Raw genomic sequence first — 17645 nt, forward strand, 5'->3', positions numbered from 1 at the left:
TCAAAATCAAATTTATAGATATTAAGCCATTTTAATATTTAATAAATATTCTACTAAAGTAAATAGGTATAAAGATGAATCACGATCTACACATATTTTATACGTATAAACATACTATAATTTGTAATTTAGCCATCATGCTTATTGTATGATATTAGAATTTCTAATGCATATTATTTCAATACTATTTAACGGAAATATGAACACTTTAACCTATAGAAACGCAACGCTCTCGGACTTAAACATAATTGTCGACATATATAATTCAACGATAGCATCACGTATGGTAACGGCAGATACAACGCCCATTACTGTAGATGATAGAAAAAAATGGTTTGAAGATCACAATAGTTCGACTCGTCCACTATGGATGATTGAAGATAAAAATAATGCCATTGTAGGTTGGGTTAGTTTTCAATCTTTCTACGGCCGTCCAGCCTATAATAGCACTGCCGAAGTAAGTATCTATTTGGATGAAAATCAAAGAGGAAAAGGTTATGGAAAGCAAGTGCTTGCGTATTGTATTGCTCAAGCTCCTAATTATGGAATAAAAACTATATTAGGTTTTATTTTTACACATAACGAACCTAGTTTAAGATTGTTTAGAAACTTGGGTTTTGAAGATTGGGCGATGCTGCCGAATATAGCAGTCTTAGATGAGGTAGAGCGGAGTTTGTGTATCTTAGGGAAGCGGATAACGGAATAATTACTTTTTCATCAAGCAGTATAAGGCAGTCTATACGCTTTTATAACTCAGATCCACAAACAAAATAGAAATCCTGCTGTTTAAACAATTATAGCTCTATTAATGCAATTGTTTAATTAGCATACAATTATGAAAGAATTCTTATTCATATTGGTCGGTGGTGGACTCGGCAGTATATTAAGGTATTTTATTGGAGAACTCATCCCTTATTATTATAAGGGAAAATTTCCTTTGGGTACATTTACCGCAGATGTACTAGGCTGCTTAGCGATTGGGATATTTAGCGCCTTAATGCAACCAACTGGGCTCTATGACGCATTTTTTGTTACGGGTTTTTGCGGTGGCTTCACTACATTTTCGAGTTTCTCAAAAGAATCATTTCTATTTTTCCATACCAAAGAGAATACCCTAGCATTAGTGTATGCAATATCTACCCCTATCTTCGGTTTAATAGCTGTATTGATAGGATATACCCTTGCGGGAGGCAACTTAGCCATATTATAATACAATAAAAGTACTATGAACAGAATTGTTTTTGTATTCCTTGGTGGCGGTATAGGAAGTATTTGTCGGCACTTTATCAGTTTAGCTTTTACGAACTTAAGTTATATAAAATTTCCAATAGCTACATTTATAACCAATGTAGTCGGTTGTTTCATTATTGGACTTTTAGTAGGAAAACTAAATTTATCTAACAAACTGAATCTACTTTTGGTAACAGGATTTTGCGGTGGTTTTACCACATTTTCTACTTTCTCCAAAGAGTCACTTACATTAATAGTACATAATGAAGTATTCCTTGCACTTTTTTATATGGCAACGAGTGTAGCAATAGGTATATTGTTAGTCCGTGCTGGATATGCTATTACATCCAAAAAACAGCAAAGCATACAAAAATAGATACTGACAAAAAACAACATAAAGAGGTTGTATTTATCTAACAAATGTTGTAAAATTTCAATATAAGAACCTATTCTTGCTATACCTATTACCACTTCTAGGTTAGCGCTTACTTGACGGAGCTATTCGTCCATAGAAGAGATACTCAATAGACCTTCTATACAAATCAATAGCCATTTGTCCAGAAAAATTAAAGCATACATGCTCTACTTCTAACTACTACCACGTGTACATAATTGTGTCCATCTGCCCCTCACTCCTAATTACTTCAATAAACCTATAAATTATCAGCAACAAATAAATTGTCAGCACCATCTTTCATAGGGATATATAATCTTACCCATTTTTTTCCCTGTATCATTTCCCAACTGTGGCCCTCTCCGGTCAGATCCTCTGCCAATAGTATGATACCTGGTTTTATAACAAATGTAGTTCCATCACTAACTTTAAATTTCAACTTCCCTTTTAGGGTTACTACATATTGCCTGCGAGGAGCTACATGTCGACCCATCTGCCATTTCTCAATCTGCGAACTCAACCAAAAGGTTTTTATTTCAGCATGTGCATAGGTAGGTAACTTACCTAACTCAAATGCACTTGTGCCATCAGGATTGCTGAAAATTCGAACAGCAGGGATATAGCTCAACTCTTGTTCTATTGTCATACAAGTAGGATTTTCTTTAGTCATAGATAATTGTTCGTTCTCTAAAATACAATATTTGAATAACAATTTCTACGTGAATTTTACTTTCTATAATAGTAATATATTACCTAATAATATAGGAGTAATAATAACATAGCCGAATAATCTGATTATTCGGCTATGTTAAGTTTATTCAAAGCTAAAATAAGTATATTACTTATTAGGTTTAATATAGCAATGCCCTAACAAATATACCAACATTGTTCTTAAAAAGCTTTTCTGGTCCATACCAGTCTAAATGAGCTCCAGGACCAAATGTAAACTCCTTATAATTTATACCCGCTCTCAATATTACATAGCTTCTATTATGATCCCCCGAATTTGGTACAAAGCTATACAGTGTCTGAATACGACTATAGAGATTCAATGACTTATTTATCTTTGGAGTATATTCCAAAACAGTTACTAATTCAGAATCATAATTTTTGGTAAATTCAACTTTAGGATTCAATAGAAAGAAGATATCTCTATGTGTAATGGCATAAAAAAGTGCTGTGGCGGGTCTAAAATTGCCCCCTGATGTATATTGCATCCCTCCCAAAATATCAAAACCTTTGAATAAACGATAGGTAAGATGTGCCTGAGTCATTAATTCAGGTGTATCTTCCCTTTTCCATGGTGATGTCCCTTCAGTGACGCTAAAAAATCCTAACTTAGGAATACTTAAGAATTTTTTGTTTACCACTAATTGATACATGGTATATCTACTACCGGTAATGACATCTACAATTACAGGATTCACATCAGGCTTAGTTGAGGTAATTGTACTATTTTCAACTTGTGCTTGCAGTGATGTAGTAAAGAAAAAGGCTGATACAGCAACGGAAATAAGAATTTTACGCATAATTTATATTGGTTAGTTAAAAAAATAAATTGAACTATTATTAGTCTTTATTTAAAAATCAACACCTTTAGCCGGACTACAGTAAATTATAATGAGACCGCAAGAACACGGATAACTCAAGAAAATTGACAGCATGAAGAATTAAAAATTACCACTAAGCTCTTTAAAGAGCTTAGCATAAACGTTAGATTAATAATTTATCTTGTAGCTAGTGTGCTTTAAAATTTTACATCAAGTGAACCAAATAGAAAGACCATTAAAAAGTCGATAAAAGGATAATTCAGAAATAGAGATCACAACGTCAATCTATAAAGCATAGCGCTTTACATAACCTACATCTCACTATCTATTACCAACTTAAATCAAAAACAGCTTCAAAAGTCTATTAGAATAATAGACAGTAACAACCGAATTTTAGGTCTATAAATTTTTTATAAAACAAAAAGAATTGGTTTACTAATTGTCTATTATGGTTAGCTAATATTTGCATTTAATTATAGACGTAAATAGCAATAAAAGGTTTAACTTTAAAAGAAATTTATTTTCTTTTAAAGAATATGCAAGTGAAAAATCACTTTCCATAATACCAAAAAACTGATATTATTATAAGGAGAATGGCGTCTTAAATAATGTTTGAGATAAAAAAAATCCCCTAAATGGGTAATATAGTTCCTCTAAACTCGTTAGTTTTTAATGTTAAGAAAGCTTTAAAGTATTTAAAAGTGGTAATAACCTATCATGCATTTATTATGATACCATAACGTAAAAAGAATACATGGAAAATTAATAGTGAAGAATAAATTGAACCACTTTGTTGTCCAAAATATTCAATTATGGTGGAAAGATGTATTGTTTTGTATTCAGGACAACATTTATACATTTAACATCCTAAGGGTATGAACAACAAAATCTGTTTTAATTTGTAAATAACGCCACAATTCTATAATTTGGCACTATGTCAGAACAAGATCGCAACCCCTATCTATTATTCACACAAGATATCTTAGATAACTGGAAAGCTCAGGAAGTACTTTATCTAAAAGTGGAGGAATTGTCTATTATCAACGGTATCACGTTATTTGAGCTTATACCCGACTCTGTTTTATTAGATGTAGATCACGAAACGATGTATAGCATTGACTCCGAAGATATTGAAGATATGTTACTACCAAGTAAAAGCACTAGATTCTTGGTACACGAAGTATATCTTGCCGAGGAAGATGAATAAGGATGAGCAAAGGAATAATACATCTATGTATTATTCCTACAACGACCTCTAGGTTGATCGCCTCCTTCAAAAAACAAGTCTGAATGTAATAGAATTGCAGCATCCGCAGAATCTTTGACTTTCAAATTACTACGCAATAGCATATCAGCTTCAAAATCTGTTAATATATCTTCACGTATGCCCGCTTTAGAGATCAATGGAAATTGATACTTCGTATAAATAGCCCGTGCTAAAGCCAATGCATCAAGAATAGCCTGATTGGCTCCTTGTCCTTTGAATGGGCTCATCGGATGCGCTGCATCACCTATTAAAGTAATAGGTTTATTCCTTTCAGCCAACTCAGTTGTCAATAGATCACGGTCATAGACAGGGTAGCCAGAGATATGATGTAATTCTGTAGCTTCTATTATTTGGGGTATAGGTTCATGCCATTTCATCCTACGAATAGCTTCTTCTTTTAATGCTAATGCACCCGCAGTACGCAGCGCTTGTGCTTCGACTTCAGCCATAGGAAAACTTAGCTGCCACATAACCGAATCTGCGGTATAGGGCATTACATAAATACGTTCCTTACCATTAGCTGTTTGAAAAATTGTAGCGCCATCTAATAAAGGAGAATCTTTGATCGTTATATTCTCTAAAGGGCAAATTCCTAAAATCACTACACAATTGAGGTAGCGCAAGGGTTTTATCTCTTCACCTATTAATAATCGGCGTACGGCACTACGAATACCATCAGCTCCTACTAAAAGCTCTGTTTTACATGATTTTGTGATATCACCGACCTTAAATGATAATTCTACGCTATTATCATCATTCGTTTTATAGTCCAGCAATTGGTGTCCCCAATTTATTTTATTCGAATCAACCAATAGATTAATCATCTGTTCACGTAGTGCCTGTCGTGCGATATGTATATTAGATCGCTTAGGTACTTTATTTATATTATCAGCACACCATTTTCGGGTGCCCCACTCGCCTATTACATCACCAGCATCTGTAAACGCGACATGTCTAGTTGAAACTACACCCTGATCTAAGTGCTGTATACCTAAGCCCTTTATAGCTCTATTTGCTTGTTGCAGAGTAAGCCCATATCCTTGAGAACGTGCTTCAAAATTATCATCGCGCTCATACAACGTAAAAGGAATCCCTCTATGTTGACAAGCTACAGCTAATGCAACACCACTTATCCCTGCACCAATAATAGCGACATGTGGAAAGCGTTTATCATCCGCTTCAAGAGACTTTTCAGCCTTAACGATTCCTGCACCATCACAGGTACTACAAAAATATAAGTGACCTTGTGGACGTATGGGAGCCTCTATAATATTGCCTTCAGCAGTTTCAAATACGGCCAAATCGGACGCATATTTAGCACGTACTTTTTTACTAAGCTTACGTCTCTTGGTTCCCCTCCCTAAGCAATTATCACAAACAACCCAATTATTTTTACCCATCTACATGACAATAAGTTAATTTATTAATAGCAAGAAACATACAGTGCATTACTTAAACAATAGTATCATATAAATATCATTGCTCCCGACTACCTACTAACAAGCGCAAAATTAAGTTTAAATATTTATTTACCAAGACCATATTACCTTTACCTTATAGTAGTTTATACAATGACAAGTAATACAACGGTAATGTAAAAACTATCAGCGTATAAAATATATTTATTGCACTAAAAATGGCTCTTATTTTGCGGGTTCAACAATAGTCCCTAATGGAAAAAGTTTTCTAAATACAAAACCTACTAATGGACCAGCTACCAATACTTGTAATGGGTAAGCCATAATAAAGTTTCTAGCGATAGTAATCAATAATTCGGAGAACCAATTTTCATTGATTTCATTAAATAATAAAGAACCAACAATTGACATTATAACAACCATCTGTATTACAAAACATAACGAACTTACTAAAATCTTTTTTGGAAGTGGGTCTTGCTTCTTCACGAACTTACCTATCAATGCAAAAGCTAATTTACTGACTAAAAACCACTCTACAATAAATGCTATAGTAGCAGAAATTGGGAATATCAACCATGCTTTTTTTAGACTTTCTATATTTAAACCTTGATGTATAACGATATTATAAGTCGTCATAACACCGGCCATCACGAAGACCATTAAAATAGTATAAATTAAACTTTCTTTCTTGTTTACGGGCATTAAACTCATTATTATTATTTAGATATTAAATTAATTGCAGTTTGCTTTAGTAATGCTAAAGCATGAAAAAAATCTTCTTTTTCCACTGTAGAAAGGATCGATATTTTTTCGCTGAAGTGATTTTCCATACTTTCTTCAATTATTGCAGTAATAGCTGCACCTTTATCTGTCAGACATAGATATACCAACCGCTTATCTTCTGTCGAACGCATACGCTTCAGAAGATCGAGCTCTTCTAATTTATCGACAGTCTGCGAAAAAGGGCCCTTTTCCAAGCCAATAGCGCGTGCAATAGTCACCATAGGTAGTTGAGCTGAATTTTTGACGGTCATCAAAATTCTTTCTTGCGTCAGATTTAAATCTGCTAATTCTTTTGGAAAAGTATAATCTTTAAAAAGAATGTGCTTTAGCAGATCTATGCTATTTAACTCGATAGCTATTTTTTTATGTTCCAATATAATAGTTATTATTATAACGGTTACAAATATAACTATAAAATCGCATGTAAACAAGTTGTTTAAACAACTTATGGATAAACCCAATAAATAAAAATGAAGGAATTAAACCATAAATTAAGGACAACTTTTTAACCATAAAAAAACCTCCACTAACTAATTGTTAATGGAGGTTTTTTGCTATTAAGAATAATCTAATTTTACCAGATTATGATTCTTTTTGCTTTAGGAACATATAATTTATCACCTTCTTTGGTACCAAAAGCTTCATGAAAAGCATCTAAATTAATAATAGGACCAAACGCTCTGTATTGTGCTGGTGAATGTGGATCAGTTTTCACTTGGTTTACCACAAATTCATCTGTTGTTTTAGTACGCCAGATTGTTGCCCATGACAAGAAGAAACGTTGCTCAGGCGTGAAACCATCAATAATACCTGGATTACCTTTATCATTTAAGTACATTTTCAACGCATCAAATGCTACTGAAGAGCCTCCTAAGTCACCAATATTCTCACCTAAAGTAAAGCGACCATTTACACGTACGCCTGGTACAGGTTCATAGGATTCAAATTGCGCTACCAAAGCATCTGCAGCTTGCTCAAATTTTGTTTTATCTTCTTCTTTCCACCAGTTATTTAAATTACCATCGCCATCATATTGCGAACCTGAATCATCAAAACCATGTGACAATTCATGACCAATAACAGCACCTATACCGCCGAAATTTACTGCAGCATCAGCTCTATAATCATAAAATGGAGCTTGAAGAATCGCGGCAGGAAAAACGATTTCATTGTACAATGGGCTATAATAAGCATTGACTGTTTGTGGCGTCATTCCCCATTCTGATTTATCTACAGCTTTCCCTTGTTTAGCTAAATTTCTTTCAAAAGACCACTTACTGATATTTCTGATATTATCATACAATGAAGTGCCCACTTCTAATTCAGAATAATCTTTCCATTGGTCAGGGTATCCAATTTTCACTTTAAACTTAGATAATTTCTCTAAAGCTTTAACTTTAGTTTCTGGAGACATCCATTCCAAATTCTCTATGTGTTGCGCAAAAGATTTGCGTAAGTAACCTACTAACTCTTCACAGGTAGCTTTTGCCTCTGCAGGGAAATTTTCTTTTACATACAATTTACCTAACAGCTCTCCTGCATTAGCATTTACAAACTCCAAACCACGTTTGTCCAAAGAGCGCTGTTCTTTTTGACCTTTTAGTTTACGTCCATAAAAATCAAAAGATAATTCATCCAACTCTTGTGTTAAATATGAAGTAGCATTGTTCATCAATTGAAACTTTAAATATTCTTTGATTACAGGAATATTCTTTTGGTTGATGATTTTATCTAAATTTTGGTAATATTTTAACTCACCAATGATGACAGTATCAGCCGTAAAGCCAACACCTTTCAAAAATGCAGCTACGTCTACATTTTTCACCATCTTGTTCAAATCACTAACGGCAACAGGGTTATAACGCTTCTGCGCATCACGTGACTCTTCAACAGTTTTCAAATAAGAAGCAATTTCTTTTTCAAAGGCTACAACTTTAGGGCCTTTTAAATCCTTTGTTGTAGGATCTACTTTACCATATAATGTAGAGATATATTGTGCATAATCACCCAAAGTAGCTGTGTTTTTTTCATCTACTTTTTGATAATAAGAGCGACCTAAACCCAAACTTCCACCACCTAAGTACACCGCATTGATATCTGAATTCTTCATATGGGCACTTACATATCCTCCATAGAAAGGATTTGCACCTTCGGCTCCATATTTAGCGAAATACGCTTCTAAGTCTTTAACCGTTTTTATTTTATCAATTTGATTTAAACGATTTTCAATAGGTGCAATACCAACTTTATTACGTGTTTCAAAATCAACATAAGACTTATATAAGTCAGCTATTTTTTGGCCATCAGAGCCCTTTTCAAAAGTTGAATTTAGCGATGCTTTAAGAATATTTAATGCTGCAATATCAGTATTCTCTCTCAGCTCATCGAAAGAACCCCATCGTGCCCTATCCGAAGGGATTTCAATTGTTTTCATCCAATTACCATTCACAAAATTATAAAAGTCATCTTGAGGACGAACAGAAACATCCATAAATGATGGATTAATAGCTTTATAATCTTGTGCAAATAATACACCTGAACTAGCTAGTAATGCTGTCAATAGAAATATTTTTTTCATATTTACCATGTTTTAATGGAACAAACTTAATAAATCATTAGTAAATGATAGGTAACGATTTTATATATGTACATCTATATGCATAAATACCACTTCGAAATACGTTTAAATAAGACACATACACCTATCTATATAGAAAGCAGGAATTCTGATACTTATGTTCTTTCAGTTCCGATGGATTTGAGAGAAGATGAGCTTAAACAATACCTAAAAAGTAATGGTAAAAAATTAATTACAGTATTTGAAAAAAAACGAATCAGCAATCAGGCCTTAAGTATTGAATTATATAACAAAAAGCATATTTTTGTCTGGAAACCAAACAGTTCCATCAGTTATCGCTACGAAGGAAAAATTCACAGCTCAATTTTACCAAAATCAACATTAAGCATAAAAAAAATCTGTAAAGATATTCTTTATTACGATATAAAAACACTTATTGGCATATGGGAAGAAAGATTGACTTGTATAATTACTGATATTAATTTAAAAAACTTTAAAACCAATAAATTTAAAATTTGTACCAGAAGTAATACCCTAAGTTTTTCGTTTCAATTGATGGACAGCCCCTACTATTATGTTGAATTCATCGTAGCTAAAGCAGTATTTCAATACTTAAACATAGAGGAAACCAAGCAACATTTGTTGATGGAAGAATTTGTTAAAGACTACAAACAAAGTAATAAAATATATGACTATGAAAGAAGTAAATCAATTTAATTTTTCTATTGAAAATATCAGTAAAGCACAATTGCTAGAGAATCCGCAAATAATAGCCGATGATCTTAATAAGATGCCCAAAAATACATTCAAGGATTACCTTTTAGATCGTATTACTAACAAAGATGGGGCACCAACATTTAGTAATTTGAAAACAACAAACTTTCATATTGATGGTGAAAATGATAAAGGGAAATTTAGGATAACATTTGAAATTGACCGTACTTATTGTTGCTCTGATACACAATCATCGAATGTAGATTATGCTGATTTTGATTTTGAGCTGATAAATAATAAACTAAATGCAACAACAAATTATTTCGTTTGGGATATTGATAATTAGACACACAATTAAGCCGTAACACTACAGGCTAAAAATTCCATCTGTCGTGCTAATACTGTACATGTATTGATGTTGCAAGCCGTTGGTAAACCATTACTGAATGGTGCGCTAGTTCAAAAGTAGGCACAACAAATTTAGAACAGACAATTGACTATTAATTAGATAGTACATCTTGTATATTTGTATGTTTTCTGAACATAGCTGCCGCAAAGGGGCACAACGGAATTATTTTCACCTGCTCTTTACGTGCCATTTCTACGACTTTATCTAACAAAAGCATACCAATTCCTTTACCTTTTTGGTCCACGCCTACTTGGGTATGATCTATTATTATCTTGTCATCACCGAGCTTAGAATAGGTCATTTCTCCTATTTTTATATTGTTTTCCTTAGCAACAAATGCTCCTTTACTTCCGAATATTTGATGTGAAATAACCATTCCTTAAAATAATAGGTAAATATTACGCCAAATTTACAAAAAAAAGCATTGAGTTGAAATTATAATAAATGTAATACCAGTAGTTATCTGTAGATTTGCTGTCTATTTAATATGAAAATATGAAATCATTTTGGGGGCTATTTGTAATAATGTCATTGTCTACTAGCATCTATGCGCAGCAGATAGAACATGATGTAAAGACAGATTCTATATTTAAAAGGATAAAAAAAGATAGTTTAAAAAGCAATAATATAGAATTATATGATATTGTTGATGGTTTTAAAGATATCAATCCCTTCAAAAAAAATAGAAAAGATTCTATACAAAAAAAAAGATCGGCAATTTCCTATTTACCAAATGTGAATTACAATCCTAGTATTGGTTTTCAGATCGGTGTAAAGGCTGTAGGAGGTTTATATTTTGGTGACAAGAAGAATACCAGTATGTCCGTATTTGCGACGGCAGCTAACTACACTACAAAAGGAATTATGGTTGGTTATTTATTTCATGACACCTACACAAGTGAAAATAAATGGAATTTTAAAGGTAGTTTATTGGCCGCCAAATTAGTAGGCTTAGATTATGGTATGGGAATAGGCCATCGCATAGAAACGACTAATCCTGATGATGAGGTAATGAATAATCCGGATAGAGAACGTTATATAAATGAGTACACATTATATGGATTTAATGAACGTGTTTATAAAAAAGTAGCTCCAGGAATGTTTCTAGGAGCAGGCTTTTATTTCGACTTAAAGAGAAATATAAGAACATTAACAGCTATCGATAATCCCCCAAATCAAATCTATAGCAATGATCATGGTTTTGATGCTTCTAGGAATAACAGCAATGGATTGATGTTTAACATTCAATACATGACCAGAGACAATCCCAATAGCGCATATAAAGGTATATATACAGATGTTGTACTTCGTGCAAACCAGTCCTGGATGGGTAGTTCTCAAGATGCTTTGCAGTTGTTGACAGATTATCGCCAATATTTTCCATTGTCTACCGTTCGCCCGAATCATGTGCTAGCCTTTTGGTATTATGGATCATACAATCTTAGCGGTAATATCCCTTACTTAGACTTACCAGGTACTGGAAAAGATCCGTATTCACGTAGTGGTAGAGGTTATACAAATGGTTATTTTAAAGGTAAATCATACGCATATGCCGAGTTGGAATATCGATTCCCAATTCTGCGGAATCAATTTTTAAGCGGTGTTGTATTTGGAAATATACAGACAGTAAATGATAATTTGGGGACCAAATTATTCAAGTATTGGCAGCCTGCAGGTGGTGCCGGACTTCGGGTATTATTCAATAAATTAACAAGAACCAACTTATGTATTGATTATGCATTTGGAAAGTTTGGTCAGAAAGGTTTATTTTTGGGTCTGAATGAAGCATTTTAGATTCATACAGCCTAAATTATATAATGAAAAATAATATAACCACCTTATTATTAGCTATTCCTTTTGTATCTTTCGGACAAGCATCTAAAGATAGCGTAGTCGCTTTACAACCCGTCGAGCTCAAAGTTCATTTTGCGAAGCAATCCTTATTATCTGTTTCCTCTTCATTGCATACACTTAATGAAGCATCCCTACAACAGCAGCAACCGTCGACGCTATTGAGTGCGATGAATACAATAGCTGGCGTTCGGATGGAAGAACGTTCACCTGGCTCCTACCGCCTAGCTATGAGAGGTAGCTTGATCCGTTCACCCTTTGGTATTCGTAATACGAAAATATATATTGATGAATTTCCATTGACAGATGCCGCAGGCAATACCTACCTCAATTTAATAGATCCTTCTTTTATCCATCAAGTAGATATAATAAAGGGGCCAGATGGCTCACTTTATGGTGCTAATTCAGGTGGTATCATCAAAATGCAGCCCAAGGGATTTGGAGTAGTGGAAGATAAGATAGAGCTAAATCTATTGGGTGGATCTTATGGATTATTTGCGCAGCAGCTGGGGATTCAACGTAAAGTAAATGAAAAGTATCAATTTTCATTTAATCAATCCTTCACCCGTTCGGATGGATATCGTGAAAATTCGGGGCTGAACAAAAAAGCTTTTCAAACGGCGCATCTATGGAATTATAATCCTACAAGCCAGGTTCGTCTGTATGCCATGTATACCGATTTAGCATATCAAACTCCGGGAGGCTTGACACAGCAGCAATATGATGATAACCCACGACAAGCTAGACCTGCCGCAGGCCCAAACCCAAGTGCGGTAGCACAAAAAGCGGCGATCTATAACAAGACGTTTTTCGGAGCATTAGCACATACGAAAAAACTAAGTGAGCATCTTACTCATGATATTTCGATTTATGGCTCAACCACAAATTTTAAGAATCCCTTTATTACCAATTACGAAGTACGCAAGGAATCAAACCTAGGGCTACGCACATTTTTGTCGTGGAACAAAGAAATCGCAGGTAGAAATCTACAAATGCAAATAGGTGCTGAAGGTACATTGGGATGGAACAAAATCCATAATTATGACAATGATAAGGGTAAACCTACGCAATTGCAGGCTGAAGATGATTTGGATAATCAAACATTAACTGCATTTTATAGGGCCCAATTTGAAATTCTAAAGAATTGGAATATTGAAGGTTCTGTTGGCTTAAATCTAAATAAAATAGATTTTGAAAAATACTTCCCTACGCAAGAAAAAGGTACTATAAAATTCGATTCAGAATGGATGCCTCGTATAGCAACCAACTATGAATGGCGCAATATGGCTTGGCGTATTTCCTATGCCAAAGGCTATTCTACACCTACGTTGTCAGAGGTGCGCTCTTCGGATAATATAATAAATACTGCATTGCAGGCAGAAAAAGGCAATAACTATGAAGTAGGTTATAAAGTTAAGACAAACAATCAACACTTAATTTTTGATATTGCAGCATACTCCTATCAGATGAAAAACGGAATTCTTAGGCAGGTTAATGATGCTGGTCAAGAGTACTATTCTAATGTTGGAGAAATGAACCAGAAAGGATTAGAAAGTACATTATGGTTATATATTCCGATCCATTCATCCTATATAAAATCGGTCAATTATCAAGGTGCAGTAGCTTACAACCATTATAGATTTGGTCACTATGACGTAAACAACGAAGACCTTGAAGGGAAAAAAATTACGGCTGTGCCAAATTGGGTGTTGAGTAATTCGATTCGTATAGCACTGCCTGAATCATTACATTTAAATTTATATCACAACTATACATCTTCATCGCCATTAAATGATGCCAATACAGTATTTGCTAAAAAATATAATCTTGTACAAGCAAAAATGACATGGGATACAAAGCTGTGTACAACAGTAGGCTTACAGTTGTATTTCGGTGTTGATAATCTCCTAAATGAAAAATATAGCTTGGGTAATGATATCAATGCTTTTGGAGGGCGATATTTCAATGCCGCACCTACACGAAATTACTATGCTGGGGTCAAATTTTCTATTTAGAAGCTAATAACTCCACAATATTTTCAACTGGTCGACCTATTGTAGCTCGACCATTTTTTATGACTATAGGTCGTTCTATCAATATTGGATATTCAACCATAATAGTTAACCATTCGTCATCGGTATAATCTTTGTCTAAAAATCGTTCTATAAAAATAGGCTCACTTTTACGTATCAATGCTAAAGGTGTTATATTCAACAAGCTAATTATTTGCTTCAATTCGTCTACTGTAAATGACTGAATAAGATACTCTTGAACAACATATTTTTGCTTACTAGATTCTAGTACCGCTAACGCAGCACGACTTTTACTACACTGCGGATTATGATATATGGTAATCATGGCGCTAAGATATATCTTTTAAACAATTTAAAGGAAACTAACCCGAAAGACATTATTATTTTTTAGGTATTCTAGCTTCTGAACCATCACGCCAAGCGCTATAATGAAACGATAAAAGCTCAATATCAGCACCATGAAAAACATCCAATATTTGTTTATTCAACTCTGAATAGATAATAGCTTGTAAATTCGGTTTCTTTGTATAGGCATTAATTTGATAGGTCACATAAAACTCATTCAGTGTCAATTGAAAAACAAAAGGCTCTGGTGTTTTTTCAATGTATTCCACATTTAGGGCTGCCTGCTTTGCTAGTTCATGTACTTTTTGCCATGGTGTGTCATAACTAATCGTAATCTCAGCATGAACAATAAGCCCATTACCGAGATCATCCATGCTATAATTTGTGGTATGACTATTCATCACTTGCGAGTTAGGTACAGAAATCACCTCATTTTTAATAGTTCTTATTCGTGTTACCAAAAGATTTTTCTCGATCACATCACCCACTACATCACCTATTTTGATTCGATCTCCGATGGAAAAAGAGCGCATATAAGTCAATACCAATCCGGCAACGATATTGCTTATTGCTCCAGTGGATCCAAAAGTAAATATAACCCCTATAAATACAGAAACACCTTTGAATATCGGAGATTCAGAACCCGGCAGATACGGGAATATAACTATTAGCATAAAGGCTAAAAGTAAGACCTTTAAGATATGATAAGTAGGCATGGCCCACTCCTTATAAAAGCCATTAATTGCTAATTCACCCTTATGAATTTCATTGGCAAAATAATTCAATAACCGTAGCGTGTATTTAAATATAACGATGATGATTACGATCGTGATCATATTAGGAACACTAGCTACTATTGCTGCCCCTATTTTTTTCAAAGGTTTAATAAAGTAATCTATCAATATGGGTGCATAACCTTCCGTTGCAGGAAAAAGATTAAATAATAAAGGCAATGCAAGATATACTACAATTAGTATCGTTAGCCATTTTATAAAATCTGCTATAGCCCAAAGAAATCTTATTATTTGCTTGCCGGATATGAGTTCATAATTTTTAATATAAATTCCATTAAACTTTCTCGTTCTATCCTTTAGGATTTTAAATTTCAGTGAGGTGAACAACCTATTAAGGCCGATGATTAGTAATACTAATACGAATACAATTAAAAAAGCTAATGAGAAATCAATTAATAATTCTTTAAGGCTATTATCCTTTCTATATTGGGTTATACTATCCTTGATGGTGGTTAAATATTGTTGTGCCAATTCATCTTTATCCATATTCATCCAGATGGCATCATTATCATTAATGGTCATTACCATTAAGTCATTCCATCTAATAATTTTACCCGATTCATCTTCAGTCAATATCAACGAATCAGGATTAAATTTCAAATCAGCCGTAAGAATTAATATCCGCTCATTAATTACTTTTGCACGATCAGAAGCAGAAAAGCTTCCAATATTGGTATAAATAGAAAACAAAGTGCTGTCAAAAGGATTGACAGGCACGCCCTTATTAAGGAGTTTGAGGGAATCTACCTTTTGTATTCTACGTTCCCTGAGAATAGAATCTTTATTCTTTAATAACTCTATTTCCTTATAAAGTTCTTTATATTCTTTGGTACTTTTAACATCTTCATTTACAAATCTATTCTCAAGTTCCACCCGTTTTATAGAATCTTTTCTTTGTAGCTCTACTAACTTTAGTAATTCATTAGACTGATTTGTGAGTCTATCCGTACTATCCGAGGCTAACTCTTGCGAAAAGCCAACTAAAAAGGAAGCTAAAAAAACGAAAACAACGGTTATCCTTATAGAGATGTATTTAATCATATGTTTAGTAATAGTACTTCAAGTTAATATTATTTTTAACAATAAATATTAAAACTAAATATTTATTGTTAAAATTATCTACAAAAAACATAGACTTATGTTTTAACAAGGAGAAAATTAAGTCCTAATGAAAAACGAAATAGCCTAGATTAAAGAGTAATGGGTCCTCAACAAGAGCTTACATGCACATTTCATAATGCTACAAAGGGCTAATAATCCATAATTATATCATTGATAAATAATCAAATAACTTCAAGTCTTTGTGCATCAATACATCCCCCAGTAATGATGCACTATAAAACTTTTATAACTAACTGTATTTATAATACTTTTCTATGTTGATTTTTAAAATTTATTAAATCCAGATAGGTATATAATGGACATGCTCCATCTTTGGAAGCGACAAAAGCAGATAACAGCGTGGCAAATTCCAGCGCAAATTCTATCGCTTCATCATTCAGTTTATGGGCCAAGAAACCCGCTAAGAAAGCATCACCAGCACCCACAGTATCTTGTACATCAATTGCATATGCACTAACAATAAAATGCTCACCATTAGAATAATACAAGGATCCATTTGCACCTTTTGTTAATATAATTTCTTTGATTTTGGGATAAGCATTTAGGATCGCCGTCAAACAGTTAGATTCTGTAAGATCCAAAGCGCCCAGCCATTTACCCAATAGCAGAAGTTCATCATCATTAATTTTGAGGCAATCCACGTAGCTCAGAAATTCTTTTAAAATATCTACATCATAAAATGGTGCGCGTAAATTAACATCCATAACTACATAATTACTATAATTCAAATAAGATCTTAGGGTCTGCATTGAAATAGGATTACGTAGCACCAAACTACCGAATATAAAAGCATCACTATTGCTAATTTCGGCAGCAACAGTATTATCAAAAGGTATATAATCCCAAGCTACATTTTCTACGATTGTATAAGTAGGCTTACCAGCGTCATCCAGTTCAACATCTACTCTAGATGTTGGATACTCGGAGCTAACAGCACAAAATACAGGATCTATTTCTAAGTCTTTAATCGCTTGTAATAAATCATTACCTAAGACGTCATTGCCTACTTGTGATATTATCTTACTATTGACACCTTGTTTATTCAAGTGATAACAAACATTAAGAGGAGCACCACCAACACGAGCACCTTGCGGAAGAAGATCCCATAGAACTTCGCCATAACATACTACATTTTTATTCATAATAAGGATTATTTA

The 17645-nt window shown here is 33.7% G+C and carries 18 protein-coding genes; 8 read left to right on the top strand and 10 right to left on the bottom strand.

Annotated elements, in window-relative coordinates:
* Window positions 1-199: 199 nt before the first annotated feature.
* From IP023_RS11205 to crcB (IP023_RS11215), 3 genes are all read left to right on the top strand, one after another.
* The gene (locus tag IP023_RS11205; protein ID WP_241790373.1) at window positions 200-706 is read left to right on the top strand and encodes a GNAT family N-acetyltransferase; all 507 of its coding nucleotides are present in this window, start codon (window positions 200-202) and stop codon (window positions 704-706) included.
* Window positions 707-835: 129 nt separating this feature from the next.
* Window positions 836-1210: a fluoride efflux transporter CrcB gene (gene crcB, locus IP023_RS11210; RefSeq protein WP_241790378.1), complete on the top strand. Its 375-nt coding sequence runs from the start codon at window positions 836-838 to the stop codon at window positions 1208-1210.
* Between the two features lie 15 nt (window positions 1211-1225).
* The gene (gene crcB, locus IP023_RS11215; protein WP_241790382.1) at window positions 1226-1606 is read left to right on the top strand and encodes a fluoride efflux transporter CrcB; all 381 of its coding nucleotides are present in this window, start codon (window positions 1226-1228) and stop codon (window positions 1604-1606) included.
* Window positions 1607-1883: 277 nt separating this feature from the next.
* Here crcB (IP023_RS11215) and IP023_RS11220 read toward each other — a convergent pair whose 3' ends face one another.
* Both IP023_RS11220 and IP023_RS11225 read right to left on the bottom strand, forming a co-directional pair.
* Entirely contained in the window at window positions 1884-2294 is a 411-nt protein-coding gene (locus IP023_RS11220; RefSeq protein WP_241790384.1) for a cupin domain-containing protein, read from the bottom strand.
* Window positions 2295-2475: 181 nt separating this feature from the next.
* A complete protein-coding gene (locus IP023_RS11225) occupies window positions 2476-3153 on the bottom strand; it encodes a hypothetical protein (protein ID WP_241790387.1) in 678 nt (225 codons plus the stop codon).
* A gap of 955 nt (window positions 3154-4108) precedes the next feature.
* Between IP023_RS11225 and IP023_RS11230 the strand changes: the two genes are divergently transcribed.
* Entirely contained in the window at window positions 4109-4381 is a 273-nt protein-coding gene (locus IP023_RS11230; protein ID WP_241790388.1) for a hypothetical protein, read from the top strand.
* A 23-nt stretch (window positions 4382-4404) separates the two neighbouring features.
* Here the strand turns inward: IP023_RS11230 and IP023_RS11235 are convergent, their stop codons facing one another.
* The 4 genes from IP023_RS11235 to IP023_RS11250 all read right to left on the bottom strand — a co-directional run bounded on the left by IP023_RS11235 (window position 4405) and on the right by IP023_RS11250 (window position 9220).
* Entirely contained in the window at window positions 4405-5841 is a 1437-nt protein-coding gene (locus tag IP023_RS11235; protein ID WP_241790389.1) for an FAD-dependent oxidoreductase, read from the bottom strand.
* 243 nt (window positions 5842-6084) lie between these two features.
* Entirely contained in the window at window positions 6085-6561 is a 477-nt protein-coding gene (locus IP023_RS11240) for a hypothetical protein (RefSeq protein ID WP_241790391.1), read from the bottom strand.
* 14 nt (window positions 6562-6575) lie between these two features.
* Window positions 6576-7016, bottom strand: a complete 441-nt coding sequence (locus tag IP023_RS11245; RefSeq protein WP_241790396.1) for a MarR family winged helix-turn-helix transcriptional regulator — start codon at window positions 7014-7016, stop codon at window positions 6576-6578.
* Window positions 7017-7216: 200 nt separating this feature from the next.
* Complete coding sequence (locus tag IP023_RS11250) at window positions 7217-9220, bottom strand: M13 family metallopeptidase (RefSeq protein WP_241790398.1); 2004 nt, start codon at window positions 9218-9220, stop codon at window positions 7217-7219.
* A gap of 78 nt (window positions 9221-9298) precedes the next feature.
* Between IP023_RS11250 and IP023_RS11255 the strand changes: the two genes are divergently transcribed.
* Together IP023_RS11255 and IP023_RS11260 are read left to right on the top strand one after the other, a co-directional pair.
* Window positions 9299-9937 carry a YgjP-like metallopeptidase domain-containing protein gene (locus IP023_RS11255; protein ID WP_262914407.1) on the top strand — a complete coding sequence of 213 codons (639 nt, stop codon included), beginning with the start codon at window positions 9299-9301 and terminating at the stop codon, window positions 9935-9937.
* Window positions 9915-10280 (top strand): hypothetical protein, encoded by a 366-nt coding sequence (locus IP023_RS11260; RefSeq protein ID WP_241790402.1) that lies wholly within the window; start codon window positions 9915-9917, stop codon window positions 10278-10280. The genes IP023_RS11255 and IP023_RS11260 overlap by 23 nt, the downstream gene beginning before the upstream one ends.
* Before the next feature lie 154 nt (window positions 10281-10434).
* Here the strand turns inward: IP023_RS11260 and IP023_RS11265 are convergent, their stop codons facing one another.
* Window positions 10435-10719 carry a GNAT family N-acetyltransferase gene (locus IP023_RS11265; RefSeq protein ID WP_241790403.1) on the bottom strand — a complete coding sequence of 95 codons (285 nt, stop codon included), beginning with the start codon at window positions 10717-10719 and terminating at the stop codon, window positions 10435-10437.
* Between the two features lie 119 nt (window positions 10720-10838).
* Between IP023_RS11265 and IP023_RS11270 the strand changes: the two genes are divergently transcribed.
* Both IP023_RS11270 and IP023_RS11275 read left to right on the top strand, forming a co-directional pair.
* Window positions 10839-12137 (top strand): BamA/TamA family outer membrane protein, encoded by a 1299-nt coding sequence (locus IP023_RS11270; protein WP_241790409.1) that lies wholly within the window; start codon window positions 10839-10841, stop codon window positions 12135-12137.
* Between the two features lie 23 nt (window positions 12138-12160).
* On the top strand, window positions 12161-14209 hold the full coding sequence (locus IP023_RS11275; RefSeq protein ID WP_241790415.1) for a TonB-dependent receptor: 2049 nt from the start codon (window positions 12161-12163) through the stop codon (window positions 14207-14209).
* On the opposite strand, the gene arsC is transcribed toward IP023_RS11275, so the two are convergent.
* The 3 genes from arsC to IP023_RS11290 form a co-directional block, all read right to left on the bottom strand.
* A complete protein-coding gene (gene arsC, locus IP023_RS11280) occupies window positions 14202-14552 on the bottom strand; it encodes an arsenate reductase (glutaredoxin) (RefSeq protein WP_241790422.1) in 351 nt (116 codons plus the stop codon). The two genes, IP023_RS11275 and arsC, sit on opposite strands and share 8 nt — an antisense overlap.
* A 55-nt stretch (window positions 14553-14607) precedes the next feature.
* Window positions 14608-16407: a mechanosensitive ion channel family protein gene (locus IP023_RS11285; protein ID WP_241790424.1), complete on the bottom strand. Its 1800-nt coding sequence runs from the start codon at window positions 16405-16407 to the stop codon at window positions 14608-14610.
* Window positions 16408-16727: 320 nt separating this feature from the next.
* A complete protein-coding gene (locus tag IP023_RS11290) occupies window positions 16728-17630 on the bottom strand; it encodes a carbohydrate kinase family protein (RefSeq protein ID WP_241790425.1) in 903 nt (300 codons plus the stop codon).
* Window positions 17631-17645: the final 15 nt, after the last annotated feature.

The sequence above is a fragment of the Sphingobacterium rhinopitheci genome (genome assembly GCF_022627575.1).
Taxonomy (GTDB): Bacteria; Bacteroidota; Bacteroidia; order Sphingobacteriales; family Sphingobacteriaceae; genus Sphingobacterium; species Sphingobacterium rhinopitheci.